This is a genomic window from Flavobacterium urocaniciphilum (assembly GCF_900110615.1).
Lineage (GTDB): Bacteria > Bacteroidota > Bacteroidia > Flavobacteriales > Flavobacteriaceae > Flavobacterium > Flavobacterium urocaniciphilum.
This window is the reverse complement of record NZ_FOEI01000003.1, coordinates 117,623-142,087: the sequence shown is the minus strand read 5'-3', so window position 1 is coordinate 142,087 and position 24,465 is coordinate 117,623. Positions and strand designations below refer to the sequence as shown.

Genomic DNA, 24,465 nt, shown 5'->3' with positions numbered 1-24,465 from the left:
TATAAAATATTATTTTTGCCCTATATCCCAATTTATGAAAATAGGAATTTTAGGAACACGAGGTATTCCAAATAACTATGGCGGATTTGAACAATTTGCCGAATTCTTTGCTACACATGCTGCAAATGCTGGACATGAAGTTTTTGTTTATACACCACATAATCATCCTTATACTGAAACTAAATTTGAGAAAGTACATTTAATTAAATGTAACGACCCAGAACATAAAATTGGAACGGTAGGACAATTTATTTATGACTTAAACTGTATTCTGGATTCTAGAAAAAGAAACTTCGATATTATTTTACAATTAGGTTACACAAGCAGTGCATTTTGGTACGATTTGCATCCTAAAAAAAGTATCGTAATTACGAACATGGATGGTTTAGAATGGAGACGTACTAAATACAGCAAATCCGTTCAGAAAGTTTTAAAAATTGCTGAAAAATTAGCCGCTAAAAAAAGTGATTTTTTAATTTCAGATTCTTTAGGTATTCAAGATTATCTTTTAAAAACGCATAATAAAGAAAGTGAATATATTGCTTATGGAGCACATAATTTTGATTCGCCAAATGAAGAAATTTTAAATATTTATAATGTTGAAAAACATAACTTCAACATGATTATGGCACGTTTCGAACCAGAAAATAATTTGGATATGGTTTTGGAAGGTGTAATGAAAAGTACAGATGAAAAACCAATTTTAGTTATTGGAAATCATAATACTAAATACGGCGAATACTTAAAAAACAAATTTGCAACTTGTACTAAAATTCAATTTTTAGGTGCTATTTATAATTTAAATCATTTAGATAATTTAAGATATTTTTCAAATTTATACTTTCACGGACATACAGTTGGTGGTACCAATCCATCATTGTTAGAGGCAATGGCTTCGCAAGCCTTAGTTGTGGCTCATAATAATCTTTTTAACAAAGGAGTTTTAGAAGAAAACGCTTATTATTTTGAATCATCTGAGGATGTTAAAAAAATACTTGAAACAATTAAAAAAAATGATAACTTGCAGTTTGTAAAAAACAACTTTGATGCCATTGCTAATAAGTTTAATTGGAACAAAATAAATGATGAATATTTACAGTTTTTTAGCAAATGCTTGGCAAGAAATTAAAGCAGAGCAACAACTAAATAAATCTTTTATACCCTTTTTACTTATATTAGTCACATTGCCAACTTTAATGGCAATTAATAATGTTTGTACAGCCATTTTCATTTTATCTGTTTTAGTTCTTAACAGAAACACTAAGTTTTCTACTCAAATTGGATTAATTTTTCCAATTTTACTTTTCGTGTGGATGGCTTTATCCTATTTTTGGACAATTGATGCTTCTAGAACTATTTCTGCTATTTCTAAAGAAATTACCTTGTTTTTAATACCGGTTTCTTTTTTAATAATGAATCCTTTTACCAAAAACCAAGTTTTAAAACTGGTAAAATATTATAGTTTTAGTATGGTGTTTTATGCTTTATTCTTTCTGTTAAGAGGAGCGTTTCGTTTTGCAGTTTCTGGTGATCAAAGAGCATTTTTCTATCATGGAGAATACGACGATGATTTCGGATTGGTTCCAAAACTTTTAAACGCTATTCATATTTCTGTATATGTTGCAGTTGCCTTTTTCTATTTCTTAAACAAAGAAATAAAAAGTAAAATTGATATTTTTTGTGCATCTGTTCTTTTTGTTTTCTTATTCTTATTATCATCTAAAAACATAATTATTGTATTTATTTTTTTAATTGGAATTCATTTCTTCTATTTTACTAAATCTTCCAATAAAATGCGATTACGAAATTTAGCCATTTTTATTATCGTTTTAGGAAGTATATTAAGTTTTAGTAAAATTAAAAATAGATTTTTAGTAGAATTCCAATCTAATACAAACACAAGTGTTAGTCATAGTGTGTATAACGAAGCAGATGAAGGGGTGAATTATATAAGTATTTATGAAGCGTGGAATAATGAAAAGTTTGAACATCATGATTATTTCCCAGGTACTGCTTTTAGAGTTTACCAATTCAGAATGTTTTTAGAAATTTTTAAAGAAGAACCATTGTTTTGGAATGGATTAGGACTAAATGCATCTTTAAAGAAATTACAAGAAAAAGAAAAAAAGTATAATCTATATCCAGGATATGGAGATTTTAATTTTCACAATCAGTATATACAAAATTTTGCAGAATTAGGTTTTATTGGATTTCTATTTTTAATAACTATTTTATTAATAAACATTAAAAACGCAATTAAGCACAAAGATTTTATACATATTTCTTTTGCAATTCTAATGATAAGCTTATTTTTGACCGAATCATTTTTATGGAGACAAACCGGAGTATTGTATTTTATTATATTTTATTGTTTGTTTAATTATAAAAATGAAAACAAAAGACTTAAAATCAAATGAAAAGAATATTAATTACAGGTGCTGCGGGTTTTTTAGGCTCACATTTATGCGATAGATTTTTAGCCGAAGGTTATTTTGTTATTGGTATGGACAATTTAATCACTGGTGATTTAAAAAATATTGAACATTTATTTAAAGAAAAAAACTTTGAGTTTTATCATCATGATATAACTAAGTTTGTTCATGTTCCAGGAGAATTAGACTATATATTACACTTTGCGTCGCCAGCAAGTCCAATAGATTATTTGAAAATACCAATCCAAACATTAAAAGTTGGATCTTTAGGAACACATAATTTATTAGGTTTAGCGCGAGTTAAAAAAGCGAGAATACTTATTGCTTCAACTTCTGAAGTATATGGTGATCCATTAGTGCATCCACAAACAGAAGAATATTATGGAAATGTAAATACAATCGGACCACGTGGTGTGTATGACGAAGCGAAACGTTTTCAAGAATCTATAACAATGGCTTACCATACGTTTCACGGTGTAGAAACACGTATTGTTCGTATTTTTAACACTTACGGACCAAGAATGCGACTAAACGATGGTCGTGTAATTCCTGCTTTTATAGGACAAGCATTACGAGGTGAAGATTTAACGGTTTTTGGAGATGGTAGTCAAACACGTTCGTTTTGTTATGTTTCTGACCAAGTAGAAGGAATTTATAGACTATTACATTCTGATTACCATTTACCTGTAAATATTGGAAATCCAGATGAAATTACGATTAGTGATTTCGCCGAAGAAATTATTAAATTAACAGGAACCAATCAGAAAGTAATTTATAAAGATTTACCTGTAAACGACCCAATGCAACGTCAACCAGACACTACAAAAGCTAAAGAAATTTTAGGATGGGAAGCTAAAGTTAGTCGTGCAGAAGGAATGAAAATCACCTATGAATATTTTAAATCATTGTCTCCTGAAGAATTAGCTAAAGAAGAACACAAAGATTTTTCTAAATACATATACTAGTTGAAGAAGAAAACAGGAAGATATTCGGGATATATTAGACCTATACAAACTATTTTAGATTTATTAATTATAAATTTATTAGTATTAGTATGTATGCGTTCTGCCATGAGTAATTTTGGTTATCATACCATTGTTTCTGTTTTTTGGTTGGCTATATCTTATTATTCTGGATTTTACGAAGTCTATCGATACACTAAAGAAGTACAAATTTTAGGAAAATTATTTAAACAATTTTTCTTCATAAGTATGGTTACATTTGCTTATGTAGGTTATAAATATAAGTATGTAACAATTGACGAAGTTTGGTATTATATTTTTTTAAGTTTTACTTCAGTTGCATTACTTAAATTTTCAATCTTTTTCTTATTGAGAAAATACCGCCTTTTTTATGGAGGAAACCTAAGAACAGTTGTCATAATTGGAAATGGAAAAAGTGTTGAAGAATTAGAGAGTTTTTTCAATGATAATCCTGATTACGGATATAATTTATTAAAAATATTTGAGTTAAAACCAAATAAAAAATCAGGTTTAGAAGAAGTATTTAATTTTGTTTTAGAAAACAAAGTTGATGAAATGTATGGTTCCCTAAAAACATTGAGTAATAACGATGTTGAAGATGTAATTAATTTTGCCGACAATAACCTTAAAACAATTAAATTATTACCCGATAATAAAAGTACACTTTTAAGAAATTTAGCGGTAGAATATTATGGATATATTCCAATTATTTCGCTACGAACTATTCCATTGGAAAAAGAAATAAACAAACGTTTTAAACGTGTATTTGATATTATTTTTTCTCTATTAATTATCGTTTTTCTTTTATCTTGGCTTATTCCAATCTTAGCTATTTTAATCAAATTTGATTCTAGAGGACCAATTTTTTTCAAACAGAAAAGAAACGGTTTAAATTATGAAGAATTTTTGTGTTATAAGTTTAGATCCATGCGTTTAAATCCAATTGCAGATTTAGAGCAAGTTCAAAAAAACGATCCTAGAATAACACGTTTAGGAAGATTTTTACGAAAATCTAGTATTGATGAATTACCACAATTTTTCAATGTTTTATTAGGAGATATGTCTGTTGTTGGACCAAGACCACATATGGTTAGTCATACTGAAATGTATGCCAAAAGTGTCGATAAATTTATGGTTAGACATTTTATTAAACCCGGAATTACTGGTTTAGCTCAAATTAATGGATATAGAGGAGAGGTAGAATCAGATAAAGACATTATTAATCGTGTACGTTTCGATATTTTTTATCTTGAGAATTGGACAATTTTACTTGATTTAAAAATAATCTTCAAAACAGTTATTAACGCATTAAGAGGAGAAGAAAAAGCATATTAATGAGCTTAGTTTCCATCATAACTCCAACCTTTAATTCGAGTAATTTCATTTCTCAAACCATTCAATCTGTTTTAAATCAAACTCATAAAAATTGGGAAATGATTATTGTAGACGATTGTTCTTCGGATGATACATTTACAATAATTTCAAATTTCGCTAAACTAGATACTAGAATTAAAGTCTTTCATTTAGAACAAAATTCTGGAGCCGGTGTAGCAAGAAATCATGCTATACAACAAGCAAAAGGTAATTTTATTGCTTTTTTAGATGCCGACGATTTGTGGAAACCAGAAAAATTGGAAAAGCAAATCAACTTCATGCAAACTCAAAATATTCCGTTTACCTTTTCGTTCTATGAAACGATTGATGAAGATGGTACTTTGCGCAATGAAACGATTACAACTCCTTCAAAAATTAGTTTTAAGCAATTATATTATTGTAATTGGATTGGCAACTTAACGGGAATTTATTCAGTTGATTTCTTTGGAAAAATTCCAATTTCTTCCATCAAAAAAAGACAAGATTGGATGTTGTGGCTACACATTGTAAAACAAATTCAAATTGCCTATCCTGTAACCGAAAGTTTAGCATATTATCGTGTACGAAAAGATTCTATTTCAGCTTCAAAATGGAAATTAATTCGATTTAACTTTAAAGTGTATAGAGAATTTCACCAACGTAATTTTATATCAGCTTGTTCGGATACATTTCGCTTTTTATATGTTCAGTTGGTTATCAAACCAAAGTATAAGTTAAAAATTTAAGCACAAACTAAATCACGTTATTGCTCCCTTTCCTTTGGTGAGGGTTGGGGTGAGGCTATTTCAATAACGAAGTAAATTGCTTCAACTTTCCACGATTACTTCTCGTTAAAAATTCTTTTCTTGTATACGTAAATTTCAAATTGGGTTCCAAATACAAATCAATCGCTTTTTGAATTTCTTCTATTTGTGCAGAGGTCAATTCTTTTTCACTCACGTAATCAATTTCAAAACAATCTAATTGCGTTTGTTTGATAACGAATTCTTTCACATTTCCATCGTCCTCAATAATGCTTTTTGTAACGTAATAAAACGTTAAACCAGGCGATTTTTTCCCACTCGGCAATACAGCAATATCATTCGTTCTACCAATTAATTGTTTTAAAATAGGTTTTTTCCAAGTGCTTTTTTCGTCTAAAATTCCAATGTCTCCAATTTCATATCTAATAAATGGATGCGCTTGGTTATATAAGGAAGTCACTACCACTTTCCCAGAAGTACCATTGGGAACCGGTTGATTATTTTCATCTAAAATTTCTATGAATAAAGTTTCGCTATTCACTTGCCATTCGCCATTCGGATTCTGAAAAGCTAATAAATCCAATTCGGAAGCACCGTATTCATTGACAATCGGAACTCCTAAATATTTTTCGAGTAAGATTTTATCATCATCAAACAACATTTCCGATGTTACCATACAAACTTTCAACGTCGGACAAACGTCTTTTAAAACGATATTTTTCGATTGTAAAAATTTTGCAAAAAGCACTACAGAACTTGTGTATCCATTGATGTAATCAAATTTTGTACCTTGAAATTTCTTCAATATATCTTCTAAAACCACATCCGACAAATCGAAAATTGGAAAACGATAACGCTTCGCTAAAAAATCTTTAAAGCGTTCTTTATAATAACCAAACTTGTCTAAAGGAATACCGTAAAATCGAGCTTGATACGATTTATTAAAGTCAATTCCAAACCAACCAAATCGGTAAATGTTGGAATACCAAGTTAGAGCGTGTGAAAATTTATCTTTCGCAAAAATAAATGGGTCGCCACTAGAACCCGAAGTTTTGTTGATGTAAATATTCTTTTCAAATCCTTTCGATAGTCTTTCTTGTAAAGGGACTTGCAAGTTTTTTTTCGTAAGAATAGGTAATTTATTCCAATCGAAAAAATCAGCATTTCCAACTAAATTATTGTAAAAAGGATTGTTTTCTATATGAAACTGTACAATTTCCTTTCTTTTTTCTTCGATGAATTTATGATATTCAGAATCAGATATTTGTAGATTTTTTTCAAATTCAACCTGAGCTTCCTTCATGGGGAAACCATTAATTTTAAGCGTTAAATTAAATAAGTTGAACACGTTTTCTGAATTTATTCAAAAATAACAAACCTATTTTTATAATCTAATAAAGACTTACTTTTTTTTCCAAGTAAAAGAAACTATTTTTGTGCCAACAATTCACCCTGAGCTTGTCGAAGGGCAAACAAACAACACACAATATGAACATTTTACTTTTAGGTTCGGGCGGAAGAGAACATGCTTTTGCTTGGAAAATGACTCAAAGCTCACTTTGCTCACAACTTTTTGTAGCGCCAGGAAATGCTGGAACTGCTCAAATTGCTACTAATGTAGCGATGAATCCAAATGATTTCGAAACGGTTAAACAATTTGTATTAGACAATGCTATTGAAATGGTAGTAGTTGGTCCAGAAGATCCTTTAGTAAATGGGGTGTATGATTTTTTCAAAAACGACGCACAAATTTCTAATATTCCTGTAATCGGACCTTCTAAAACTGGTGCTCAATTAGAAGGAAGTAAAGAATTTGCCAAAGAATTTTTAGTTAAAAACAATATTCCAACTGCAAAATATGAGAGTTTTACTTCTGAAACGGTTGAAAAAGGATATGCGTTTTTAGAAACACTTTCACCTCCGTATGTACTAAAAGCTGATGGTTTAGCAGCTGGAAAAGGAGTTGTGATTTTAGACAATCTTCAAGATGCGAAAGATGAATTAAAAGCGATGTTAGTCGATGCGAAATTTGGTTCAGCAAGTGCAAAAGTTGTTATTGAAGAATTTTTAGATGGTATCGAATTAAGTTGTTTTGTTTTAACAGACGGAAAAAACTATAAAATTTTACCAACTGCAAAAGATTACAAACGTATTGGTGAAGGTGATAAAGGGTTGAATACAGGTGGAATGGGAGCTATTTCTCCAGTACCATTTGCAGATGCAGCTTTAATGCAAAAAATCGAAGAGCGCATTGTAATTCCTACGATTAACGGATTGAAAAACGACAACATTGAATACAAAGGTTTTGTATTTATTGGTTTGATAAAAGTAGGTGATAACCCTTTTGTTATTGAATACAATGTAAGAATGGGTGACCCTGAAACTGAAGTGGTTTTACCAAGAATTAAAAGTGATTTAGTAGCGCTATTTCAATCGGTAGCAACAGAACAATTAGGAGATTTCAACTTAGAATTAGACGAAAGAACGGCCGCTACAATTGTAGTAGTTTCTGGAGGTTATCCTGAAGAATTTGAAAAAGGTAAAGAAATAACAGGATTAAATAATCCAACAGAATCTTTGGTTTTCCATGCTGGAACAAAAGAAGAAAACGGAAAAATACTTTCAAATGGTGGAAGAGTATTAGCCGTTACTTCATACGGTAACGACTTCCAAGAAGCCACAAAAAAATCTTATCAAACAATAGAAAATCTAAAATTTGATAAGATGTATTGTAGAAAAGATATAGGGTTCGATTTATAATCGAACCTTTTCTTTTTTTATCCTAAGAATGAATGAGCTGTTGTATCTTGCTCGTCTTCACCAGACTTCTTGAAAATTGCTAATTGTTTTGTCCAGTATACTGTCCAATAACAACAAACGATAATAAAAATCCAGTTAACAATATTTGCTCCCCACCAGTTCGTTAATTCCCATCTTCTGAATAAATCCATAGGAAGAAATAATACATCAACGAATAAAAATTGTATTGCTTCAAAAAATGCTTTCATTTTTTTATTATTATATTTACCACTACAAAAATATAAAATATATCGATGATAGCAAGTCTTTTTAGTAAAACCCGACCAATTAATTACGCAATAATTTTAGTATTGATAGTTTTTTGCTTCTTTTTATATCAATTTAATGTTAATAATGAGGCATTTACACTACATTTTCTATTCCAAAAAGGTATCGTTTTACTCTTAATTTTGTTCTCGTTTTTTTTAATAAACTTCATCTCACTTAAAAATTCCTTAACGAAAAACGACAATTATTCGTTGCTTTTATTCTTCGTTTTTGTTCTTTTGTTTCCAACAATACTCGATAATACGAATATTGTATTGTCAAATGTGTTTTTATTGTTAGCGTTGAGAAGATTAATTTCATTAAAAACTTTGAATTCTCCAAAAGAAAAAATATTCGATGCTTCTTTTTGGATTTTCTTATCGGCAATATTTCATTTTTGGAGCATTTTATATATCGTTTTGGTATTTATTTCGATAATTTTCCACTCGGGTAAAGATTATAAAAACTGGATTTTACCTTTTGTTTCGTTTTTATGTGTGTGGATTTTATACATTTTTGCCAGTTTGGTTTTGTATGATAACTATACGGTAAACAACGCAATATTTAATGTAAGTTTTAACTTCTTTGCCTTCGACAATGTGTTTCAAAACATGGCGTTAGCTTCGTTTGTTTCATTATCTGTTTTGTTTTTTTCCTCACAAACCATAGATTATCAAAACAAACCCTTAAACATGCAATCGTCGTATAAACAAATTTATTTTTCGTTTATTTTAGCCGTTGGAATATATATCTTTTCTGCTAATAAATCGAATGATTTGCTTATCTATTCTTTTGCACCTTTATCTATTTTAGGAGCAAATATGTTCGAAAAATTTGAAGATAATATTTATAAAGAAGTTTCTCTTTATTTATTAGTCGGATTAGGGTTTTTCTTCTTTTTTGCGCAATTATAATTTATTACCGTACGCTAAATCACCAGCATCTCCTAAACCAGGTAGGATGTAGTTTTTCTCGTTTAGCTTATCGTCTAAGGCTGCCACCCATAAATGACAATTTGATGGCAAATGGTCTTTTAAATATTGTATTCCTTCCGGAACCGCAATAACCACAGCAATGTGAATTTCCTTAGGATTATGATCTTCTAATAATTTATTTAAAACGGCAACTAACGACTGTCCTGTTGCTAACATAGGATCAATCATAATTAAGGTTTTATCAGTAAAAGTTGGAGTTGCTTTATATTCAACCAAAATTTCAAAATCATCGTCGTTTTTATAATGATGTCTGTAAGCAGAAACAAAACCGTTTTCAGCATCATCAAAAAAGTTCATAAATCCTTGATGTAAAGCCAAACCAGCTCTTAAAATAGAACATAAAACGATGTTTTCCGCAATAGCAGTTGTATGTTTAATTCCTAATGGTGTTTGAACATCAATGTTTTTATACGTCAACTCTTTACTTAATTCATACGCCATAATTTCTCCAATACGCTCAATGTTTTTTCTGAAACGCATACTGTCTTTTTGAACTGAAACATCTCTAATTTGTGCAAGAAAATGATTCAGAATACTGTTTTGTTCGGAGATATAATGTATGTTCATTTAAGATAATTTGAAAATTGTCGTTAAAAGTACAAAAAATCCTTATTTTTGTAAATTAAATTAAAAACTATGTTTGCAGAATTTGCTTTTCCTATTTTTGAACAAAGTATAAAAGACTATCATGTTATTGATGATGTGTATCAACCTGTATTAAACCCATATGAAAAAGGTTCAGTAGAACATTTATTATATGCAAAAAATTGGGTGGATACGGTACAATGGCATTATGAAGACATTGTTCGTGATCCGAATATTGACCCAGTAGCTGCGTTAGATTTAAAACGTAAAATTGATGCTTCAAACCAAGTTAGAACAGATATGGTTGAATATATCGATAGTTATTTTTTACAAAAATATGCGCATGTTCAAGTAAAACCAAATGCTAAAATCAATACTGAAAGTCCAGCTTGGGCAATTGATAGATTGTCAATTTTAGCATTGAAAATTTACCACATGAACGAAGAAGCAACTCGTGAAGAAGCAACCCCAGAACACCGTGCTAAATGTCAGGAAAAACTAAACGTATTATTAGATCAAAAAAATGATATGTTCGTTTCAATTAGTCAATTAATTGAAGACATTGAAAAAGGTGATAAATACATGAAAGTGTATAAACAAATGAAAATGTATAACGACGAGGATTTAAATCCTGTGTTGTATCAAAATAAAAAATAAATGTCTAAACACATTTTAGTTTTCAGGCTTTCAGCAATGGGTGATGTCGCAATGACAGTTCCAGTGTTGAAAGCTTTTTCTTTACAATATCCAGAGCATAAAATCACGGTAGTATCTCGGCCTTTTTTTAAACCCTTTTTTAAGGATATTGATAACGTTTCTTTTTTTGCCATTGATCTTAAAGAACGACATAAAGGTTTTTTAGGATTGTTGCGTTTGTTTTTCGATTTACGAAAACTAAATATTGATGTTGTTGCCGACTTACATAATGTTTTGCGTTCGAAAGTCGTACGAACTTTATTTGCTCTTTCAGGTAAAAAAGTTGCTGCAACAGACAAAGGAAGAAAAGATAAAAAAGAATTAACGAAGTTAGAAATCAAGACAATTGCTCCAACAAAATCAATGTTTGAAAGACATGGAGATACGTTTCAAAAATTAGGTTTTTCAATACAATTAAATCAACCAAAATTTTCTCAAAAAGCCAATTTGTCAGATGAAATTCTTTCGATTACTGGAAATAAAGAAGGAAAATGGATTGGTATTGCACCTTTTGCACAATACGAAAGTAAAGTGTATCCGTTAGATTTGATGCAAGAAGTAATTGATGCTTTAGTAACAGATTCGAAATTCAAAATCTTTTTATTTGGTGGTGGCGAAGCAGAAATTAAAAAACTAAATCAATTTAAAAGTAATCATGAAAATGTGATTGTAATTGCTGGAAAAATTGAGTTTCAACAAGAATTAGATTTAATTTCTAATTTAAATTTGATGTTATCGATGGATTCAGGTAATGCGCACATTGCCGCTATGTTAGGCGTAAAAGTTATTACGCTTTGGGGCGCTACACATCCATTTGCGGGATTTAAACCGTTTAACCAGCCGGACGATTATTGCATTACTTCCGATAGAGAACAATATCCATTTTTACCGACTTCAGTATATGGAAATAAAAAAGTAGCTGGGTATGAAAATGCAATGCGAAGTATTTTACCAATTACGATTATAGATAAAATAAAAAAGGAGCTTAATTAGCTCCTTTTTTAATTATTGAATATTATATTAAATATTATCAAAATCAACTTTAATTTCAGAAGTTGTTGGAACTGCCTGACATGCTAAAACCAATCCTTCTGCCACTTCGTTATCTGTTAAAATTTGGTTCTTATTCATTACCGCACTTCCTTCAGTAATACGGCAAATACAACTACTACAAATTCCACCTTGACAAGAATAAGGTACATCTAAACCTTGTTTAAGCGCTGCTTCTAAAATGGTTTGTTTCTGACTCATTTCAAAAGTAACTTCATCAGAATCAACCGTAATAGAAATATTTGAGTGACCATTTTGTCCCGCAGCAGCTTGGTTATCTGTAGTTGGAGATGTTCCGAATAATTCAAATTTAATATCTTTATCAGCAATATTGTTTTCAGTTAATGTAGCCGAAACAACTTTAATCATTTCTTCTGGTCCACATAAGTAGAATTTAGAAAATGTTTTATCAGCATGTTTATTTTTAAGAATAGCATTTACAACAGATTTGTCAATTCTTCCAAATAATTCACCTGAAACATTAGCTTGACTGTATACAAAATGCACAAAAAATCTACCTAAGTTTTTCAATTGAAGCGCGTGTAATTCGTCATGAAAAATAGTATCAGCTTCCGTTTTATTTCCATACACTAATACGAATGTACTGTTTGGCTCTTCTTCTAAAACGCTTTTTGCAATAGATAAAACAGGCGTTATTCCACTTCCTGCAGCAAATGCAGTATAATTTCTTTGATGATCGTGCTTACCTTCAAAAGTAAATTTACCTTCTGGTTTACTTACGTCTAATAAATCGCCAACAGCTAAATTATTATTCGCAAATTTTGAAAAAGTTCCTTCTTTTACCTCTTTAACGGCGATACGCATTTCTCCACTTTTTGGAGAAGAACAAATAGAATAGGCTCTACGGATTTCTTTCCCGTCTAAAGTCAGTTTTAAAGTAACATATTGTCCGGCAATAAATTGATAAACGGCTTTTAATTCTTCTGGAATATTAAAAACGATAGAAACCGCATTTTTAGTTTCTCTTTTAATTTCTTTAATGGCTAATTTATAAAAATCCATATGTATTATTTTTTAAGTGGTAAACAATGCTTTTAATTCTGTTGCTTCAGATGGTTTCATTTTTCCAGCTAAAACCAAACTCAATTGTTTTCTTCTTAACGCAGCATCAAAACGTTGTTTTTCTAAATCCGTTTGAGGTTCAATTGGCGGAACTGGCATTGGTGTTCCCATTTCATCAACAGCAACAAATGTGTAAATACCTTCATTAGCTTTTACTTTAATACCAGATTCTCTATCTTCAATCCAAACATCAATATAAATTTCCATAGAAGTAGAAAATGTTCTAGACACTTTTGCTTCTACAGTTACAACGCTTCCTAAAGGAATTGATTTGTTAAACGCAACATGATTTACAGAAGCGGTTACACAAATTCTACGAGAATGACGACGAGCCGTAATACTTGCCGCTCTATCCATACGAGCTAATAATTCGCCACCAAAAAGATTGTTAAGAGGATTTGTTTCACCAGGTAAAACTAAATCGGTAAGAACCGTTACTGAATCTGAAGGAAATTTGTTTTGCATTGTTTTTTTTACAAAGATAATAACAGATTTAAAAACAACGCATAAAAAAATCCCAAAATTGGGATTAATCTATCAATAACCAAGCATCGATGGAATCTTTTGCTTCTATTTTTGCTAATTCGTTTTGTGCTTCTCTTAAGTTGGTATAGCTTCCAAAAGCAACCGGAATTAATCCTTTTTTGTTTTTAGCTAAAACTTGAGCGTCATAACCTTGAGAAATTAAATCTTTTAAAGCTTTTTGAGCATTTTGCTCACTTCTATAAGCACCTGCCACTACATGATAAGGCTTTGTAACATGTTGTACTTCTTCTAATGTCAAATCAACTGTTGTAGCTGGATTTGGCAAAATAAATGTAGCTTCTTGTAATTTTTGATTTACTTTTTCTTGAACGGTTTTTTGAACTAAAACGGTTTTCTGATCTATAGTGTAATCGTAATACATTTTATAACCATACATTCCTGCTGAAGTAAATAATGTAACTGCTGCCGCATATTTTATCCAACTTGTATTTGGTTTGTTTCTAGTAATTGGAATAACTGGAGTTTCCTCTGCAATTACTTCTTCTTCAACAATTTCATTTTCTACAACTGGTTGAGAAATTGCAATTGGAGTTTCAGCAACAACTGTTTGTGTTTCTCTAATTATTTCTGGAGAATTGAAACCAGCTAATCCGAAAGAATCAGTTAAATAATTGATCGAAGTATTCGGTTTAAACACCCAATTGTTTTCAGAATTTGAAAAAATTTCACCAATATTTTCAAGTGTTAAACTTTCTTTATTTTGAAGTTTTTCAATCCAAAAAACAACTTGAGAATTGATTTTTGCAATAGCACTATCGTAGCTTATTTTTTCTTGTAACGAAATATGATTGGCTAATAAACCATCATTTGTTTTAATGTTTGAATTAAAAGAAATAACTTTTCTTGGCGGAATGAATGAATTTTGCCCTTCAGCAATCTGTGCCGACTGCCATTCTGTTAAAAACGCACCAAATCCTGGAACCGTAACACACTGATATCTGTACAATAAACCCGAAATGTATTTCTCTATCTTCATACTAGCAAAATTAATTATTCAATAGTAAAAACAAAATTTTATCAACAATTTTTATTAACAATTTCAAACAAATGTATTATCTATTCAAAACAAAGGAATTAGCAAAAAAAATATATATTTGCGGCATATTTTATACGCCATGTTACATACTGAATTATTTCACGCACTCGCACTTTTAAAAGTGGAAGGAATTGGTGATGTTGTTGCCAAAAAATTAATAAACCATTGTGGTTCTGCTTCTGCCGTTTTTCAATCGAATAAAAAAACCTTATTATCGATTGATGGAGTTGGCGAAATTCTCTTTAAAAAATTAAAAGATCCTACCGTTTTTAAATTAGCCGAAAACGAAATTCGGTTTATGGAAAAAGAACAAATTTCGTATGCTTATTATTTAGAGGATACTTATCCTGAGCGTTTGAAACATTGTGTGGATAGTCCGCTTATATTATTTCAATCGGGAACTATTAATTTAAAAAATCGAAAAATAATAAGTATCGTTGGCACCCGACAAATTACGCCTTACGGAATTGAATTTACCAAAAAACTAATTACAGATTTAGCACCTTTAAATCCGGTTATTGTAAGTGGTTTTGCTTATGGTGTAGATATTGTGGCGCATCAGGCAGCCATGGAAAATAACTTGCAAACGATTGGTGTTTTAGCACACGGTTTGAATCAGATTTATCCGAAAACACACAAAAAATATATTGCCAAAATGGAACAAAATGGTGGTTTTATGACCGAATTTTGGAGTACTTCCAATCCGGATAGAGAAAATTTTGTAAAACGAAATCGGATTGTGGCCGGAATGTGCGAAGCTACTATTGTGATTGAAAGTGCAGAAAAAGGTGGTTCATTAATAACCGCCAATTTAGCTAATGATTATAATAGAGATGTATTTGCAGTTCCTGGTAGAATTACCGATAAGTATAGTATGGGTTGCAATAATTTGATTAAAACACAGCGAGCTCATTTATTAAATGATGCAGCCGATTTGGTGTATATTTTAAATTGGGATTTGGATGAGATTGCTTCGAAATCACGCAATGACAAAAAGGTAATTCAAAAACAATTATTTGTTTCCTTAACGGAAGAGGAGCAAAAAATTTATGATTATCTCTTATTGAAAGATAAAGAATTACTTGATATCATTGCTTTGGAATGCGATTTTCCGATTTTTAAAATTTCTTCCATTTTATTGAACATGGAATTAAAAGGTGTGGTTCGACCGTTACCTGGAAAGTTGTTTGAAGCGGTGTAATAAAAAAAGCCGACTTCAAGTCGGCTTTAACGGGTTTTACATAAACCCTAATTTTTCTCTTACTCTTTTTAAGACACCATCCGCTACTTTACCAGCTTTTGCAGCACCTTCAAATAGTAATCGATCTACTTCTTCTAAATTATTGATGTAGTAGTTATATTTTTCTCTTTCTACTTTATACGTTTCCGCAATTAAATCATACAACGCTTGTTTAGCATGACCGTAACCGTAATTTCCTGCTAAATATTTAGCTCTTAAATCGGCTACTTGTTCTGTATTTCCAATTAATTTATATAAAGCAAAAACATTACAAGTATCCGGATTTTTAGGTTCTTCTAAAGGTGTACTATCTGTTTCGATGCTCTTAATTTGTTTTAATAATGCTTTATCGTCTAAAAAGATATTGATGAAATTATTACGAGACTTACTCATTTTCTGACCATCCGTTCCGGGAATAATCATTACCGTTTCATCAATTTTAGCATCTGGTAGTACAAACGTTTCACCCATTTGATTGTTAAATTTTGCCGCAACATCTCTTGTAAATTCAACGTGTTGTTTTTGGTCTTTTCCAACCGGAACAAATTCTGCATCATATAATAAAATATCCGCAGCCATTAACATTGGGTAGGTAAATAATCCGGTATTTACATCTTCTAAACGATCGGCTTTATCTTTAAAAGAATGCGCCAACGTTAGTCGTTGATAGGGGAAGAAACAACTTAAATACCAAGTTAATTCGGTAGTTTGTGTGACATCGCTCTGACGGTAAAAAACAACTTTACTTGTGTCTAATCCGAAAGCCAACCAAGTTGCCGCCACACTATAAGTGTTTTGTCTTAGTTCTTCGCCATTTTTAATTTGTGTAATAGAATGCAAATCGGCAATAAATAAAAACGACTCATTTTCAGGATTATTTGCCATTTTGATAGCAGGAACAATAGCTCCTAATAAATTTCCTAAATGGGGTGTTCCAGTACTTTGAATTCCGGTTAGTATTTTCGACATGATATAAATGTTTTTTGCAAATGTAGGTTTTTTAAGTAAAAAGTAAAAAGAGCGTAGTAAAAAGTATTCAGTAGCGGTTTTCAGTTAAAAGTAGTATGTGATTTATAACCCCGATTGCAGTGGTATCCTATTACAAATTGCTACTAAAAAAGCAATTTGCAATAGATATAACGGAAAGCGGGTGTAATTTTCTTATGAAATGCTATATTTGTGTTTCTAAAGAAGATAAATGAAAGTATTTAAATACCCGTTTTGGTTACTGTATAGAATTTGGTTTTACCTTTTACTTTTAACACCAATTATCGTTTTGTTTCCCTTGATTTTTGTTACGATAATGAGTGAAAAAACGTATCCATTGTTTTTTAAGATTGCACGATTATGGGCAAAATTCATTTTGATTGGAATGGGTTTTCGATATTCAATTGAAGGTTGTGAAAATTTTGAAGACGGTAAAAGTTACATGTTGGTTGCCAATCATACTTCAATGACGGATATTATGTTGATGTTAATTGCTGTTAAAAACCATCCGTTTGTGTTTGTGGGAAAAAAAGAATTGGTTAAAATTCCGATTTTCGGATTCATATATAAGCGAGTTTGTATATTGGTAGACAGAAGCAATAGTAAAAGCCGATATGCTGTTTTTGAAAGAGCGCAAAAAAGATTGCATCAAGGGTTAAGTATTTGTATTTTTCCAGAAGGCGGTGTGCCGGATGAAAGTATACTTTTAGATGAGTTTAAAGATGGTGCTTTCAGAATTGCGATAGAACATCAGATTCCAATTATACCCATGACCTTTTTCGATAATAAAGAACGCTTTTCGTATACTTTTTTTAGTGGATCACCTGGAAAAATGAGAGCTAAAATTCATCCTCAAATTGAAACTATTGGTCATACTTTAGAAGATAAAAATAAAATAAAAGCGGAGGTTCGTAAAATAATCTTAACCGATTTAGAAAATAATAGTTAAAATAAAAAAGCGTCTCTTTTAAAAGACGCTTTTCCAGTTTCAATCTTGAGGCATAAGAGTTGAAACATCTTAACTAAATTTATTAACCAAACTAACTCTAAAATTTATAACTAATACCTGTATTTATTCCTATCACATAAGGTTTAAAATTACCCGCATTTTCATTAAAGGTATTGATTTGATATTTTAAGGTTGGCTCTACATTTGCTTGAAAATTTTTCAAGAAATTATAACTAAACCCTAAACCTAAGTTGCTACTAAAATGAACCGAATTTAAATTAGAAGCTTTTCCAATTTCCATAAATCGATTGTCCGTTTCAATGGCTACACTATTTTTTGTTAAAAATAAAGTACTCATTCCGCCTTTTACGGCAATACCAAATTTCTTATCAAGTAAAGCATATGATAATTCCATCGGAACTTCCACATATTGTATTTGCTGATTTAAACTTCCCGAATTTTGCCCAGAAGCAATAATTTCTTCTTCAATGTTTACTGTTTTTTCAAGCTGGTTTTGCAACACTAAATATTTTCCGTTTCGGTTTCTTTCGATATTAGTATCCGATTTTCCTGTTTGATCTTCATAGCTCGAATAAAAAAGCACATCGTTAGTACTGTAATCTAAATTTAAATTTCCAATACCTGTTTTAATCGCTAATTTTTTACTCAATTGATACGATAATCCCACACCATAACTAGTTGTGTTATTATATGTTTTACTATTTGACGCAAATTCTTGAGATAATGGAGAACCTTCCGAAAAAGAATTAAAGTAAACAGGCGAAATAAAACTATTTACTGCCCATTTACTAAAATCTTCTTTTTCTTTAGCAACTTTATTTGACTCTTTTTCACGTAGCAATTTTTCCAGAGGATTTTCCTCAGTTTGTACCGTTGCAAGTACTATAGAATCTGTTTTTGGTTCTCCAATAATTGTTGCAACAGCATTGTTATTTTCGTTAGAAATTATACTGTTGTTTGGGTTTATTATTGCAGAATTATTGTTGTTATTTATATCGAAATCTATGCTAGATTTTTGATTTTGATTTTGATTTCCAGTTTTGATTGGATTTTGATTGTTTTGTGCTAATACAGCATTAGACGAATCAAATTGGAATTCTGTGTTTGTATTCGATTGTTTTTTAGATTTCGAATTTAAAGTTTTTGCCTTTTTATTTTTTATTGAATTATTGTTAGAAGCTAAAGCAAAATCTGTAGTTCCATTACTAAAGTTTTTCTTAGAATTAGTTTTGATACTTTTTCTAGAATTATGAGTAATAGCAGAATTGTTTTTATAAGAATTAGAAATCGTATTTTTTGATATTATGGTACTTGTATTCGAATTTCTACTCGTTGTATTTGATCCGGAACGAGTTGTCATTTTATTACCAGATTCAGATGTTAAATTTGAATGAGATTCAGTTGTACTATTCGAAACAGTTGCATTATTATTATGATTTTCGAATGTTTTGTCATCAGTATTATTTGCTTCTTTATTATTGGTAGAAGCGTTTTCTTTTTCAATTGTGGTAGAAACAGAATTGGAATTTTGTTCCAATCCGTTTGTATTGAATGTACTTGAATTATTATTTGAACGAGATAAATCAGAATTAAAATAAAGCACTGAAAATAAAGCCACAAAAGAAGCCGCAATACCACTGGCTTTAAACCAAAATGGAATAACTCTTCTTTTTTTCTTTTCTGGATTTAATTTCTCTTGAATGTTGTCCCACATAAAATCAGGTGGTGTAACTTCAAAATCTTTAAATTTTTCTTGAAATAATCGTTCTATGTTTTTATTTTCTTTCATTAGTTTAAAAAATATTTTTAAGCGGTAACAAAACGTATCGCTTTTTTACTTGCGATTTTATTTTGTTTTTGAAAGCATTGTATTTTGTTTCTGAATTTTTTCCTTTAAAATCATTTTGGCACGAGCTAAATTAGATTTCGAAGTACCATCAGTTATATCAAGCATGTTTGCAATTTCTTTGTGCGAATACCCATCAACCACATACAAATTAAAAACTAAACGATATCGGTCGGGTAGTTCTTGTATGATGTTTAATAAGTAATCCATACTTACATTTTCATCTTCAATTTCAACATCATCCACATCCGGAATGTTATCTGAAATGATTTCTAAAAAAGTTCCTTTTTTTCGGTATTGTTGTAAGATGTAATTAATTACTAATCTTTTTGCCCATCCTTCAAAAGAACCTTCTGATTTAAATTGATGTAATTTTTCAAAAATGATTAAAAAACTTTCTTGAAAATTATCTTGTGCTTCTTCATGACTTCTTGAATACTTTAAACAAACCGAAAACAACTTTGGAGCTAATAATTTATATAGCTGTTCTTGAGCTCGAGTATCATTTTTTTTGCATTCATGTAGAAGTTTTTCAATCATTTAATGCGCGTTATTATATAACATCAATTACAACTTCTTCAAAAAGATTTTGTCCATTTGAATCTTTTCCTTTCCAAAATTTAAAAGTATAAGTACCTGTTTCAGTAGGCTTAAACCTTAAAGTTTGTTCTGCTATTTCATTTGTCAAAGCTGTACATCCACTATTTCCTTCTATTACAATACTTTGTATTGCTACCGTTCTTGTGAAATCATCTAATTCATAATAAAAATGATCAAATGCATGACAAGTTGTTGGTCTTTTAAATTTAACTACAATTAAATTTTCTGTATTTACATGAAATTCTGCTGGCATTACATACGAATCTACAGGCAATAATTCATAATAAATATTCTGATTATTACTTTCTAATGAACATGAAGTAATAATAAAAATCATACTAAATAAGGCAATTAATTTTTTCATTTCATTTAGGGTTTATATTATTAGATGCATAAATTACAAAAAGGTTGCGTCAGTTTCAAAAAAAAATCATCCAATTGGATGATTTTTAATTTTTATGCTTCTTGTTCTTTTAAAAACGCTTTTATTTTAACTTCTAATTCATCCATTAATTCTGGATTATCTTTGATCAATTGTTTAACAGAATCACGTCCTTGTCCTAATTTTGTTTCACCATAACTAAACCAAGATCCACTTTTCTTAATAATTTCAAAATCAACCGCTAAATCTAAAATTTCACCTACTTTAGAAACACCTTCTCCATACATGATGTCGAATTCAGCTGTTTTAAATGGTGGCGCCACTTTGTTTTTTACGATTTTAACTTTGGTTCTGTTTCCAATAACATTTTCTCCGTCTTTAATTTGAGAAGAACGTCTGATGTCTAAACGCACAGATGCATAAAACTTAAGTGCATTACCTCCAGTTGTAGTTTCTGGACTTCCAAACATTACACCAATTTTATCTCTCAACTGGTTGATGAAAAATACTGTACACTTTGTTTTATGAATTGTTCCTGTTAATTTTCTCAATGCTTGTGACATCAAACGGGCATGTAATCCCATTTTGCTATCTCCCATATCACCTTCAATTTCACTTTTCGGAGTTAAAGCAGCAACTGAGTCAATTACTACAATATCAACAGCTCCAGAACGAATTAAACTTTCAGCAATTTCTAAGGCTTGCTCTCCATTATCTGGTTGAGAAATAATTAAGTTATCGATGTCGATTCCTAATTTCTCAGCATAAAAACGGTCGAATGCATGTTCAGCATCAATAAAGGCTGCAATTCCACCTGCTTTTTGTGTTTCAGCAATAGCATGTAATGTTAAGGTTGTTTTACCAGAAGATTCTGGCCCGTATATTTCGATGATTCTTCCTTTTGGATAACCATTTACTCCTAATGCGATATCTACTCCTAATGAACCTGAAGAGATCACTTCTACTTCTTCAACAGCAGAATCTCCCATTTTCATTACAGTTCCTTTACCGTAAGTTTTGTCTAATTTGTCTAATGTAAGTTGTAAGGCTTTTAATTTTGCTTCTTTTTCCGTGCTCATAATATTTAATTTTTCGTAAAAATACAGTTTTTTTTTATCGGTACAAACATTGTTAATATGTTTCTAATTTTTAGATAATTAAAAAATATTTTTACCTTTGCCGCGAATTCTTCCATTTAGAGTTCGTTAAAATATTTATCTCACTTAAACGTTTATAGCATGCAACTGTATAACACTTTAAGCGCAGAGGAAAGAGCACAACTTATTGATGAGGCTGGAGAAAACAGACTTACTCTTTCTTTTTATGCGTACGCCAAAATTGAAAATCCACAACAATTTAGAAACGATTTATTCCTAGTTTGGGACCAGCTTGGAGCTTTGGGTAGAACCTATGTAGCTCACGAAGGTATTAATGCTCAAATGTCGGTTCCAGCACATAATTTTGAAGCTTTTCGCGATACGTTAGAAGCTTATGATTTTATGAAAGGGATTCGTTTGAATGTAGCAGTAGAACACGACGATCATTCTTTCTTAAAACTAACGGTTAAAGTTAGAGACAAAATTGTTGCTGATGGATTAAATGATGAAACCTTTGATGTTACAAATATTGGTGTACACTTAAAAGCAAAAGAATTTAATGATATTTTAGAAGATCCGAATACTATTGTTGTTGATTTTAGAAATCATTACGAAAGTGAAATCGGACATTTTAAAGGAGCTATAACTCCAGATGTAGAAACATTCCGAGAAAGTTTACCCATTATCAACGAACAATTAAAAGATTTTAAAGAAGATAAAAACTTGGTTATGTATTGTACGGGTGGAATTCGTTGCGAAAAAGCTTCTGCATTCTTCAAACACCAAGGTTTTAAAAATGTTTTTCAATTAGAAGGTGGTATTATCAACTATGCTAAACAAATTAAAGAAGAAGGTTTAGAAAGTAAATTTATTGGAAAAAACTTCGTATTCGATCATCGTTTAGGTGAACGTATTACTGACGATATTATTTCTCAATGTCACCAATGCGGTAAACCTTGTGATAATCATACCAATTGTGAAAACGAAGGTTGTCATTTATTATTCATTCAATGTGATGAATGTAAAGCAACTATGGAAAATTGTTGTTCTACAGCTTGTCAGGAAATTATTCACATGCCGTTGGTAGAGCAAGTAAAATTGCGTCGTGGTGTGAAAAATGGCAACATGATTTTTAGAAAAGGAAAATCGGAAAACCTAAAATTCAAACACTCAGGTGAATTGTCTGATGTGGCTTTAGCAAAAGCGAGTCCGGCTGAAATGATTAGTGAAAAACCGATTCAAATCAGACAAAAAATTAAAATTAAAAAAACATTACTTGGAAAAGCAGAACATTATTTTACAAAGTCGAGTATTGCTCAGTTTTTAATTGAAAAACAAGAATTAAAAGTAAATGATACGGTTTTAATTGTTGGTCCAACTACAGGAGAAGAAAAACTTACAATTGAAAAAATGTTTGTAAACGGTCAGGAAAGTGCAGTAGCAAATGTTGGTGATAAAGTTACTTTTGCGGTGCCTTTTAGAATCCGACTTTCAGATAAAATTTATAGATTATAATTTTAAAAAAAACTAATTATGAACCTGTTACATTTTATGATGTAACAGGTTTTTTTATTTAGTAATTTTTTTTGTAAAAATAAAACTACAATTATTTCAAAAATTAATTTTGTTTTTTTTAAATTTGCGTTGTTTTTGTACAGAAAATCTAAAAAAAGCAGCCGTGATTTTACAATTGGCCTTGTTACACGACTGCAATTATTAATTAATTTAAACACAAATTTATGAAAAAAATGTTATTTAGTGTTATTGCACTAGTTGCTTTTTCAGTAACTTCTATTGCTGAAGTAAAACCAAAAACTGAAAACAAGAAAAGTAATAAAACTGATAAAAAAAGTAAAAAAGCACAAGAAAGAAATTGCGACGCGGAAAGACAAATTGCATACTTAGCTGCAAGGGGTGATGGTTTCAGTCATGCTGATGCTTCAGGAATGGCATATCATATTTATTTTTGGTGTATGAGTTCAAAATTTGTTAGTGCAGAATAAAAAAATAATTGGTATAGTTAACAAGCTATACCAATTTTAATTATATAATATGAGAAAAATTTATTGCCTATTATTTTTAACTATATTTATTTCAGTAAAATCACAAAATGTTATTGTAACATATGGAGTTGAATTACAAGATGAGAAGGAATTATTTAAAAATAACCAAAATTTGAGAAATCTTTTTGAAGAAGCTAAATTAAACGCACCAACATTTAGATTTAAATTAACTATTAATGATTCCATATCAAATTTTACACAAATAAAATCAATTACTTTTGGTCAAACTTCAACCTCTACCTTAGGATATCTTTCATTTTTTAGTTATACTGGCGAAAGTTTTTCCGACAAAGATTCAATTTATAGTCAATCCTTATTATTTGGAAGTAAGACTTTTGTGAAAAAACCTTTAAAAAGTAATTGGGTATTAACAACAGAAACTAAAACTATAGAGAATTTTAAATGTTATAAAGCAACAAATATATATGAGGTAACTAACGGATTGAAAACTTTTAAGCATCCAGTAACTGCATGGTATTGTCCTGAAATTCCTTTGCAATTTGGTCCTAATGGTTATGGAAATTTGCCAGGTTTAATTTTAGAATTACAAGTAAGAAATCATGTTTATGGAGCAAAATCTATAAATTTGAACAGCAATGAAACTGTAACTTTTGATAAAGAAAAGCTCACTATAATTGATGAAAAAGAATTCGAAGAAAAAATAAAAAAACTCCAAGAACAATAAGTAAAG

25 protein-coding genes are annotated in these 24,465 nt (G+C 30.3%); 14 read left to right on the top strand and 11 right to left on the bottom strand.

The features are described 5' to 3' along the window. Positions 1-34 precede the first annotated feature (34 nt). From BMY86_RS07430 to BMY86_RS07410, 5 genes are read left to right on the top strand one after another with little or no spacing between them, the layout of a single operon-like run. Complete coding sequence (locus tag BMY86_RS07430; RefSeq protein ID WP_091467152.1) at positions 35-1,129, top strand: DUF1972 domain-containing protein; 1,095 nt, start codon at positions 35-37, stop codon at positions 1,127-1,129. Next, on the top strand, positions 1,083-2,417 hold the full coding sequence (locus tag BMY86_RS07425) for an O-antigen ligase family protein (RefSeq protein ID WP_091467150.1): 1,335 nt from the start codon (positions 1,083-1,085) through the stop codon (positions 2,415-2,417). The genes BMY86_RS07430 and BMY86_RS07425 overlap by 47 nt, the downstream gene beginning before the upstream one ends. Further along, on the top strand, positions 2,414-3,397 hold the full coding sequence (locus BMY86_RS07420; protein WP_091467148.1) for a UDP-glucuronic acid decarboxylase family protein: 984 nt from the start codon (positions 2,414-2,416) through the stop codon (positions 3,395-3,397). The genes BMY86_RS07425 and BMY86_RS07420 overlap by 4 nt, the downstream gene beginning before the upstream one ends. Then, positions 3,398-4,750 (top strand): undecaprenyl-phosphate glucose phosphotransferase, encoded by a 1,353-nt coding sequence (locus BMY86_RS07415; RefSeq protein WP_091467145.1) that lies wholly within the window; start codon positions 3,398-3,400, stop codon positions 4,748-4,750. It begins immediately after the preceding gene. Beyond that, positions 4,750-5,514, top strand: a complete 765-nt coding sequence (locus tag BMY86_RS07410) for a glycosyltransferase family 2 protein (protein WP_091467143.1) — start codon at positions 4,750-4,752, stop codon at positions 5,512-5,514. The genes BMY86_RS07415 and BMY86_RS07410 overlap by 1 nt, the downstream gene beginning before the upstream one ends. A gap of 55 nt (positions 5,515-5,569) precedes the next feature. Here the strand turns inward: BMY86_RS07410 and BMY86_RS07405 are convergent, their stop codons facing one another. Continuing rightward, positions 5,570-6,880, bottom strand: a complete 1,311-nt coding sequence (locus tag BMY86_RS07405; protein WP_091467141.1) for an acyl-CoA synthetase family protein — start codon at positions 6,878-6,880, stop codon at positions 5,570-5,572. Positions 6,881-7,020: 140 nt separating this feature from the next. On the opposite strand from BMY86_RS07405, the gene purD reads away from it, so the two are divergent. Beyond that, a complete protein-coding gene (gene purD, locus BMY86_RS07400; protein WP_091467492.1) occupies positions 7,021-8,292 on the top strand; it encodes a phosphoribosylamine--glycine ligase in 1,272 nt (423 codons plus the stop codon). A 17-nt stretch (positions 8,293-8,309) separates the two neighbouring features. Here the strand turns inward: purD and BMY86_RS07395 are convergent, their stop codons facing one another. Continuing rightward, entirely contained in the window at positions 8,310-8,540 is a 231-nt protein-coding gene (locus BMY86_RS07395) for a DUF6341 family protein (protein WP_091467138.1), read from the bottom strand. A gap of 45 nt (positions 8,541-8,585) precedes the next feature. On the opposite strand from BMY86_RS07395, the gene BMY86_RS07390 reads away from it, so the two are divergent. Then, positions 8,586-9,512, top strand: a complete 927-nt coding sequence (locus BMY86_RS07390; protein WP_091467136.1) for a DUF6427 family protein — start codon at positions 8,586-8,588, stop codon at positions 9,510-9,512. Here the strand turns inward: BMY86_RS07390 and upp are convergent. Continuing rightward, complete coding sequence (upp, locus tag BMY86_RS07385; protein ID WP_091467133.1) at positions 9,507-10,160, bottom strand: uracil phosphoribosyltransferase; 654 nt, start codon at positions 10,158-10,160, stop codon at positions 9,507-9,509. The two genes, BMY86_RS07390 and upp, sit on opposite strands and share 6 nt — an antisense overlap. Before the next feature lie 69 nt (positions 10,161-10,229). Between upp and BMY86_RS07380 the strand changes: the two genes are divergently transcribed. Together BMY86_RS07380 and BMY86_RS07375 are read left to right on the top strand one after the other, a co-directional pair. Then, the gene (locus BMY86_RS07380; RefSeq protein WP_091467130.1) at positions 10,230-10,835 is read left to right on the top strand and encodes a DUF4254 domain-containing protein; all 606 of its coding nucleotides are present in this window, start codon (positions 10,230-10,232) and stop codon (positions 10,833-10,835) included. Further along, positions 10,836-11,867, top strand: a complete 1,032-nt coding sequence (locus BMY86_RS07375; protein ID WP_091467128.1) for a glycosyltransferase family 9 protein — start codon at positions 10,836-10,838, stop codon at positions 11,865-11,867. Positions 11,868-11,894: 27 nt separating this feature from the next. Here BMY86_RS07375 and BMY86_RS07370 read toward each other — a convergent pair whose 3' ends face one another. The 3 genes from BMY86_RS07370 to BMY86_RS07360 form a co-directional block, all read right to left on the bottom strand. Next, on the bottom strand, positions 11,895-12,947 hold the full coding sequence (locus tag BMY86_RS07370) for a ferredoxin--NADP reductase (RefSeq protein ID WP_091467126.1): 1,053 nt from the start codon (positions 12,945-12,947) through the stop codon (positions 11,895-11,897). Between the two features lie 12 nt (positions 12,948-12,959). Next, positions 12,960-13,472 carry an acyl-CoA thioesterase gene (locus tag BMY86_RS07365; protein WP_091467124.1) on the bottom strand — a complete coding sequence of 171 codons (513 nt, stop codon included), beginning with the start codon at positions 13,470-13,472 and terminating at the stop codon, positions 12,960-12,962. A gap of 64 nt (positions 13,473-13,536) precedes the next feature. Continuing rightward, positions 13,537-14,529, bottom strand: coding sequence for an HU domain-containing protein (locus tag BMY86_RS07360; RefSeq protein ID WP_091467122.1), 993 nt, complete (start codon positions 14,527-14,529; stop codon positions 13,537-13,539). Positions 14,530-14,668: 139 nt separating this feature from the next. Between BMY86_RS07360 and dprA the strand changes: the two genes are divergently transcribed. Next, entirely contained in the window at positions 14,669-15,790 is a 1,122-nt protein-coding gene (gene dprA / locus BMY86_RS07355) for a DNA-processing protein DprA (protein WP_091467120.1), read from the top strand. A 36-nt stretch (positions 15,791-15,826) separates the two neighbouring features. Here dprA and trpS read toward each other — a convergent pair whose 3' ends face one another. After that, positions 15,827-16,798: a tryptophan--tRNA ligase gene (trpS, locus tag BMY86_RS07350; RefSeq protein ID WP_091467118.1), complete on the bottom strand. Its 972-nt coding sequence runs from the start codon at positions 16,796-16,798 to the stop codon at positions 15,827-15,829. A 229-nt stretch (positions 16,799-17,027) separates the two neighbouring features. Between trpS and BMY86_RS07345 the strand changes: the two genes are divergently transcribed. Beyond that, the gene (locus BMY86_RS07345) at positions 17,028-17,765 is read left to right on the top strand and encodes a lysophospholipid acyltransferase family protein (protein ID WP_091467116.1); all 738 of its coding nucleotides are present in this window, start codon (positions 17,028-17,030) and stop codon (positions 17,763-17,765) included. A gap of 97 nt (positions 17,766-17,862) precedes the next feature. Here BMY86_RS07345 and BMY86_RS07340 read toward each other — a convergent pair whose 3' ends face one another. The 4 genes from BMY86_RS07340 to recA all read right to left on the bottom strand — a co-directional run bounded on the left by BMY86_RS07340 (position 17,863) and on the right by recA (position 21,693). Beyond that, positions 17,863-19,575 carry a hypothetical protein gene (locus tag BMY86_RS07340; RefSeq protein ID WP_091467113.1) on the bottom strand — a complete coding sequence of 571 codons (1,713 nt, stop codon included), beginning with the start codon at positions 19,573-19,575 and terminating at the stop codon, positions 17,863-17,865. 57 nt (positions 19,576-19,632) lie between these two features. Next, positions 19,633-20,172, bottom strand: coding sequence for an RNA polymerase sigma factor (locus tag BMY86_RS07335; protein WP_091467111.1), 540 nt, complete (start codon positions 20,170-20,172; stop codon positions 19,633-19,635). A 13-nt stretch (positions 20,173-20,185) separates the two neighbouring features. Further along, positions 20,186-20,596 carry a calpain family cysteine peptidase gene (locus BMY86_RS07330; protein WP_091467108.1) on the bottom strand — a complete coding sequence of 137 codons (411 nt, stop codon included), beginning with the start codon at positions 20,594-20,596 and terminating at the stop codon, positions 20,186-20,188. 92 nt (positions 20,597-20,688) lie between these two features. Beyond that, positions 20,689-21,693, bottom strand: a complete 1,005-nt coding sequence (gene recA, locus BMY86_RS07325) for a recombinase RecA (RefSeq protein ID WP_091467105.1) — start codon at positions 21,691-21,693, stop codon at positions 20,689-20,691. Positions 21,694-21,852: 159 nt separating this feature from the next. On the opposite strand from recA, the gene trhO reads away from it, so the two are divergent. The 3 genes from trhO to BMY86_RS07310 all read left to right on the top strand — a co-directional run bounded on the left by trhO (position 21,853) and on the right by BMY86_RS07310 (position 24,459). Then, on the top strand, positions 21,853-23,226 hold the full coding sequence (gene trhO / locus BMY86_RS07320; protein WP_091467103.1) for an oxygen-dependent tRNA uridine(34) hydroxylase TrhO: 1,374 nt from the start codon (positions 21,853-21,855) through the stop codon (positions 23,224-23,226). Between the two features lie 224 nt (positions 23,227-23,450). Next, a complete protein-coding gene (locus tag BMY86_RS07315) occupies positions 23,451-23,714 on the top strand; it encodes a hypothetical protein (protein WP_091467100.1) in 264 nt (87 codons plus the stop codon). 49 nt (positions 23,715-23,763) lie between these two features. After that, entirely contained in the window at positions 23,764-24,459 is a 696-nt protein-coding gene (locus BMY86_RS07310; protein WP_091467098.1) for a GLPGLI family protein, read from the top strand. Positions 24,460-24,465: the final 6 nt, after the last annotated feature.

Coding starts and splice junctions, on each gene's coding strand:
- BMY86_RS07430 (WP_091467152.1), top strand. CDS start 35: ATGAAAATAGGAATTTTAGGAACACGAGGTATTCCAAATAACTATGGC.
- BMY86_RS07425 (WP_091467150.1), top strand. CDS start 1,083: ATGATGAATATTTACAGTTTTTTAGCAAATGCTTGGCAAGAAATTAAA.
- BMY86_RS07420 (WP_091467148.1), top strand. CDS start 2,414: ATGAAAAGAATATTAATTACAGGTGCTGCGGGTTTTTTAGGCTCACAT.
- BMY86_RS07410 (WP_091467143.1), top strand. CDS start 4,750: ATGAGCTTAGTTTCCATCATAACTCCAACCTTTAATTCGAGTAATTTC.
- purD (WP_091467492.1), top strand. CDS start 7,021: ATGAACATTTTACTTTTAGGTTCGGGCGGAAGAGAACATGCTTTTGCT.
- BMY86_RS07395 (WP_091467138.1), bottom strand. CDS start 8,540: ATGAAAGCATTTTTTGAAGCAATACAATTTTTATTCGTTGATGTATTA.
- BMY86_RS07390 (WP_091467136.1), top strand. CDS start 8,586: ATGATAGCAAGTCTTTTTAGTAAAACCCGACCAATTAATTACGCAATA.
- upp (WP_091467133.1), bottom strand. CDS start 10,160: ATGAACATACATTATATCTCCGAACAAAACAGTATTCTGAATCATTTT.
- BMY86_RS07380 (WP_091467130.1), top strand. CDS start 10,230: ATGTTTGCAGAATTTGCTTTTCCTATTTTTGAACAAAGTATAAAAGAC.
- BMY86_RS07375 (WP_091467128.1), top strand. CDS start 10,836: ATGTCTAAACACATTTTAGTTTTCAGGCTTTCAGCAATGGGTGATGTC.
- BMY86_RS07370 (WP_091467126.1), bottom strand. CDS start 12,947: ATGGATTTTTATAAATTAGCCATTAAAGAAATTAAAAGAGAAACTAAA.
- BMY86_RS07365 (WP_091467124.1), bottom strand. CDS start 13,472: ATGCAAAACAAATTTCCTTCAGATTCAGTAACGGTTCTTACCGATTTA.
- BMY86_RS07360 (WP_091467122.1), bottom strand. CDS start 14,529: ATGAAGATAGAGAAATACATTTCGGGTTTATTGTACAGATATCAGTGT.
- dprA (WP_091467120.1), top strand. CDS start 14,669: ATGTTACATACTGAATTATTTCACGCACTCGCACTTTTAAAAGTGGAA.
- trpS (WP_091467118.1), bottom strand. CDS start 16,798: ATGTCGAAAATACTAACCGGAATTCAAAGTACTGGAACACCCCATTTA.
- BMY86_RS07345 (WP_091467116.1), top strand. CDS start 17,028: ATGAAAGTATTTAAATACCCGTTTTGGTTACTGTATAGAATTTGGTTT.
- BMY86_RS07340 (WP_091467113.1), bottom strand. CDS start 19,575: ATGAAAGAAAATAAAAACATAGAACGATTATTTCAAGAAAAATTTAAA.
- BMY86_RS07335 (WP_091467111.1), bottom strand. CDS start 20,172: ATGATTGAAAAACTTCTACATGAATGCAAAAAAAATGATACTCGAGCT.
- BMY86_RS07330 (WP_091467108.1), bottom strand. CDS start 20,596: ATGAAAAAATTAATTGCCTTATTTAGTATGATTTTTATTATTACTTCA.
- recA (WP_091467105.1), bottom strand. CDS start 21,693: ATGAGCACGGAAAAAGAAGCAAAATTAAAAGCCTTACAACTTACATTA.
- trhO (WP_091467103.1), top strand. CDS start 21,853: ATGCAACTGTATAACACTTTAAGCGCAGAGGAAAGAGCACAACTTATT.
- BMY86_RS07315 (WP_091467100.1), top strand. CDS start 23,451: ATGAAAAAAATGTTATTTAGTGTTATTGCACTAGTTGCTTTTTCAGTA.
- BMY86_RS07310 (WP_091467098.1), top strand. CDS start 23,764: ATGAGAAAAATTTATTGCCTATTATTTTTAACTATATTTATTTCAGTA.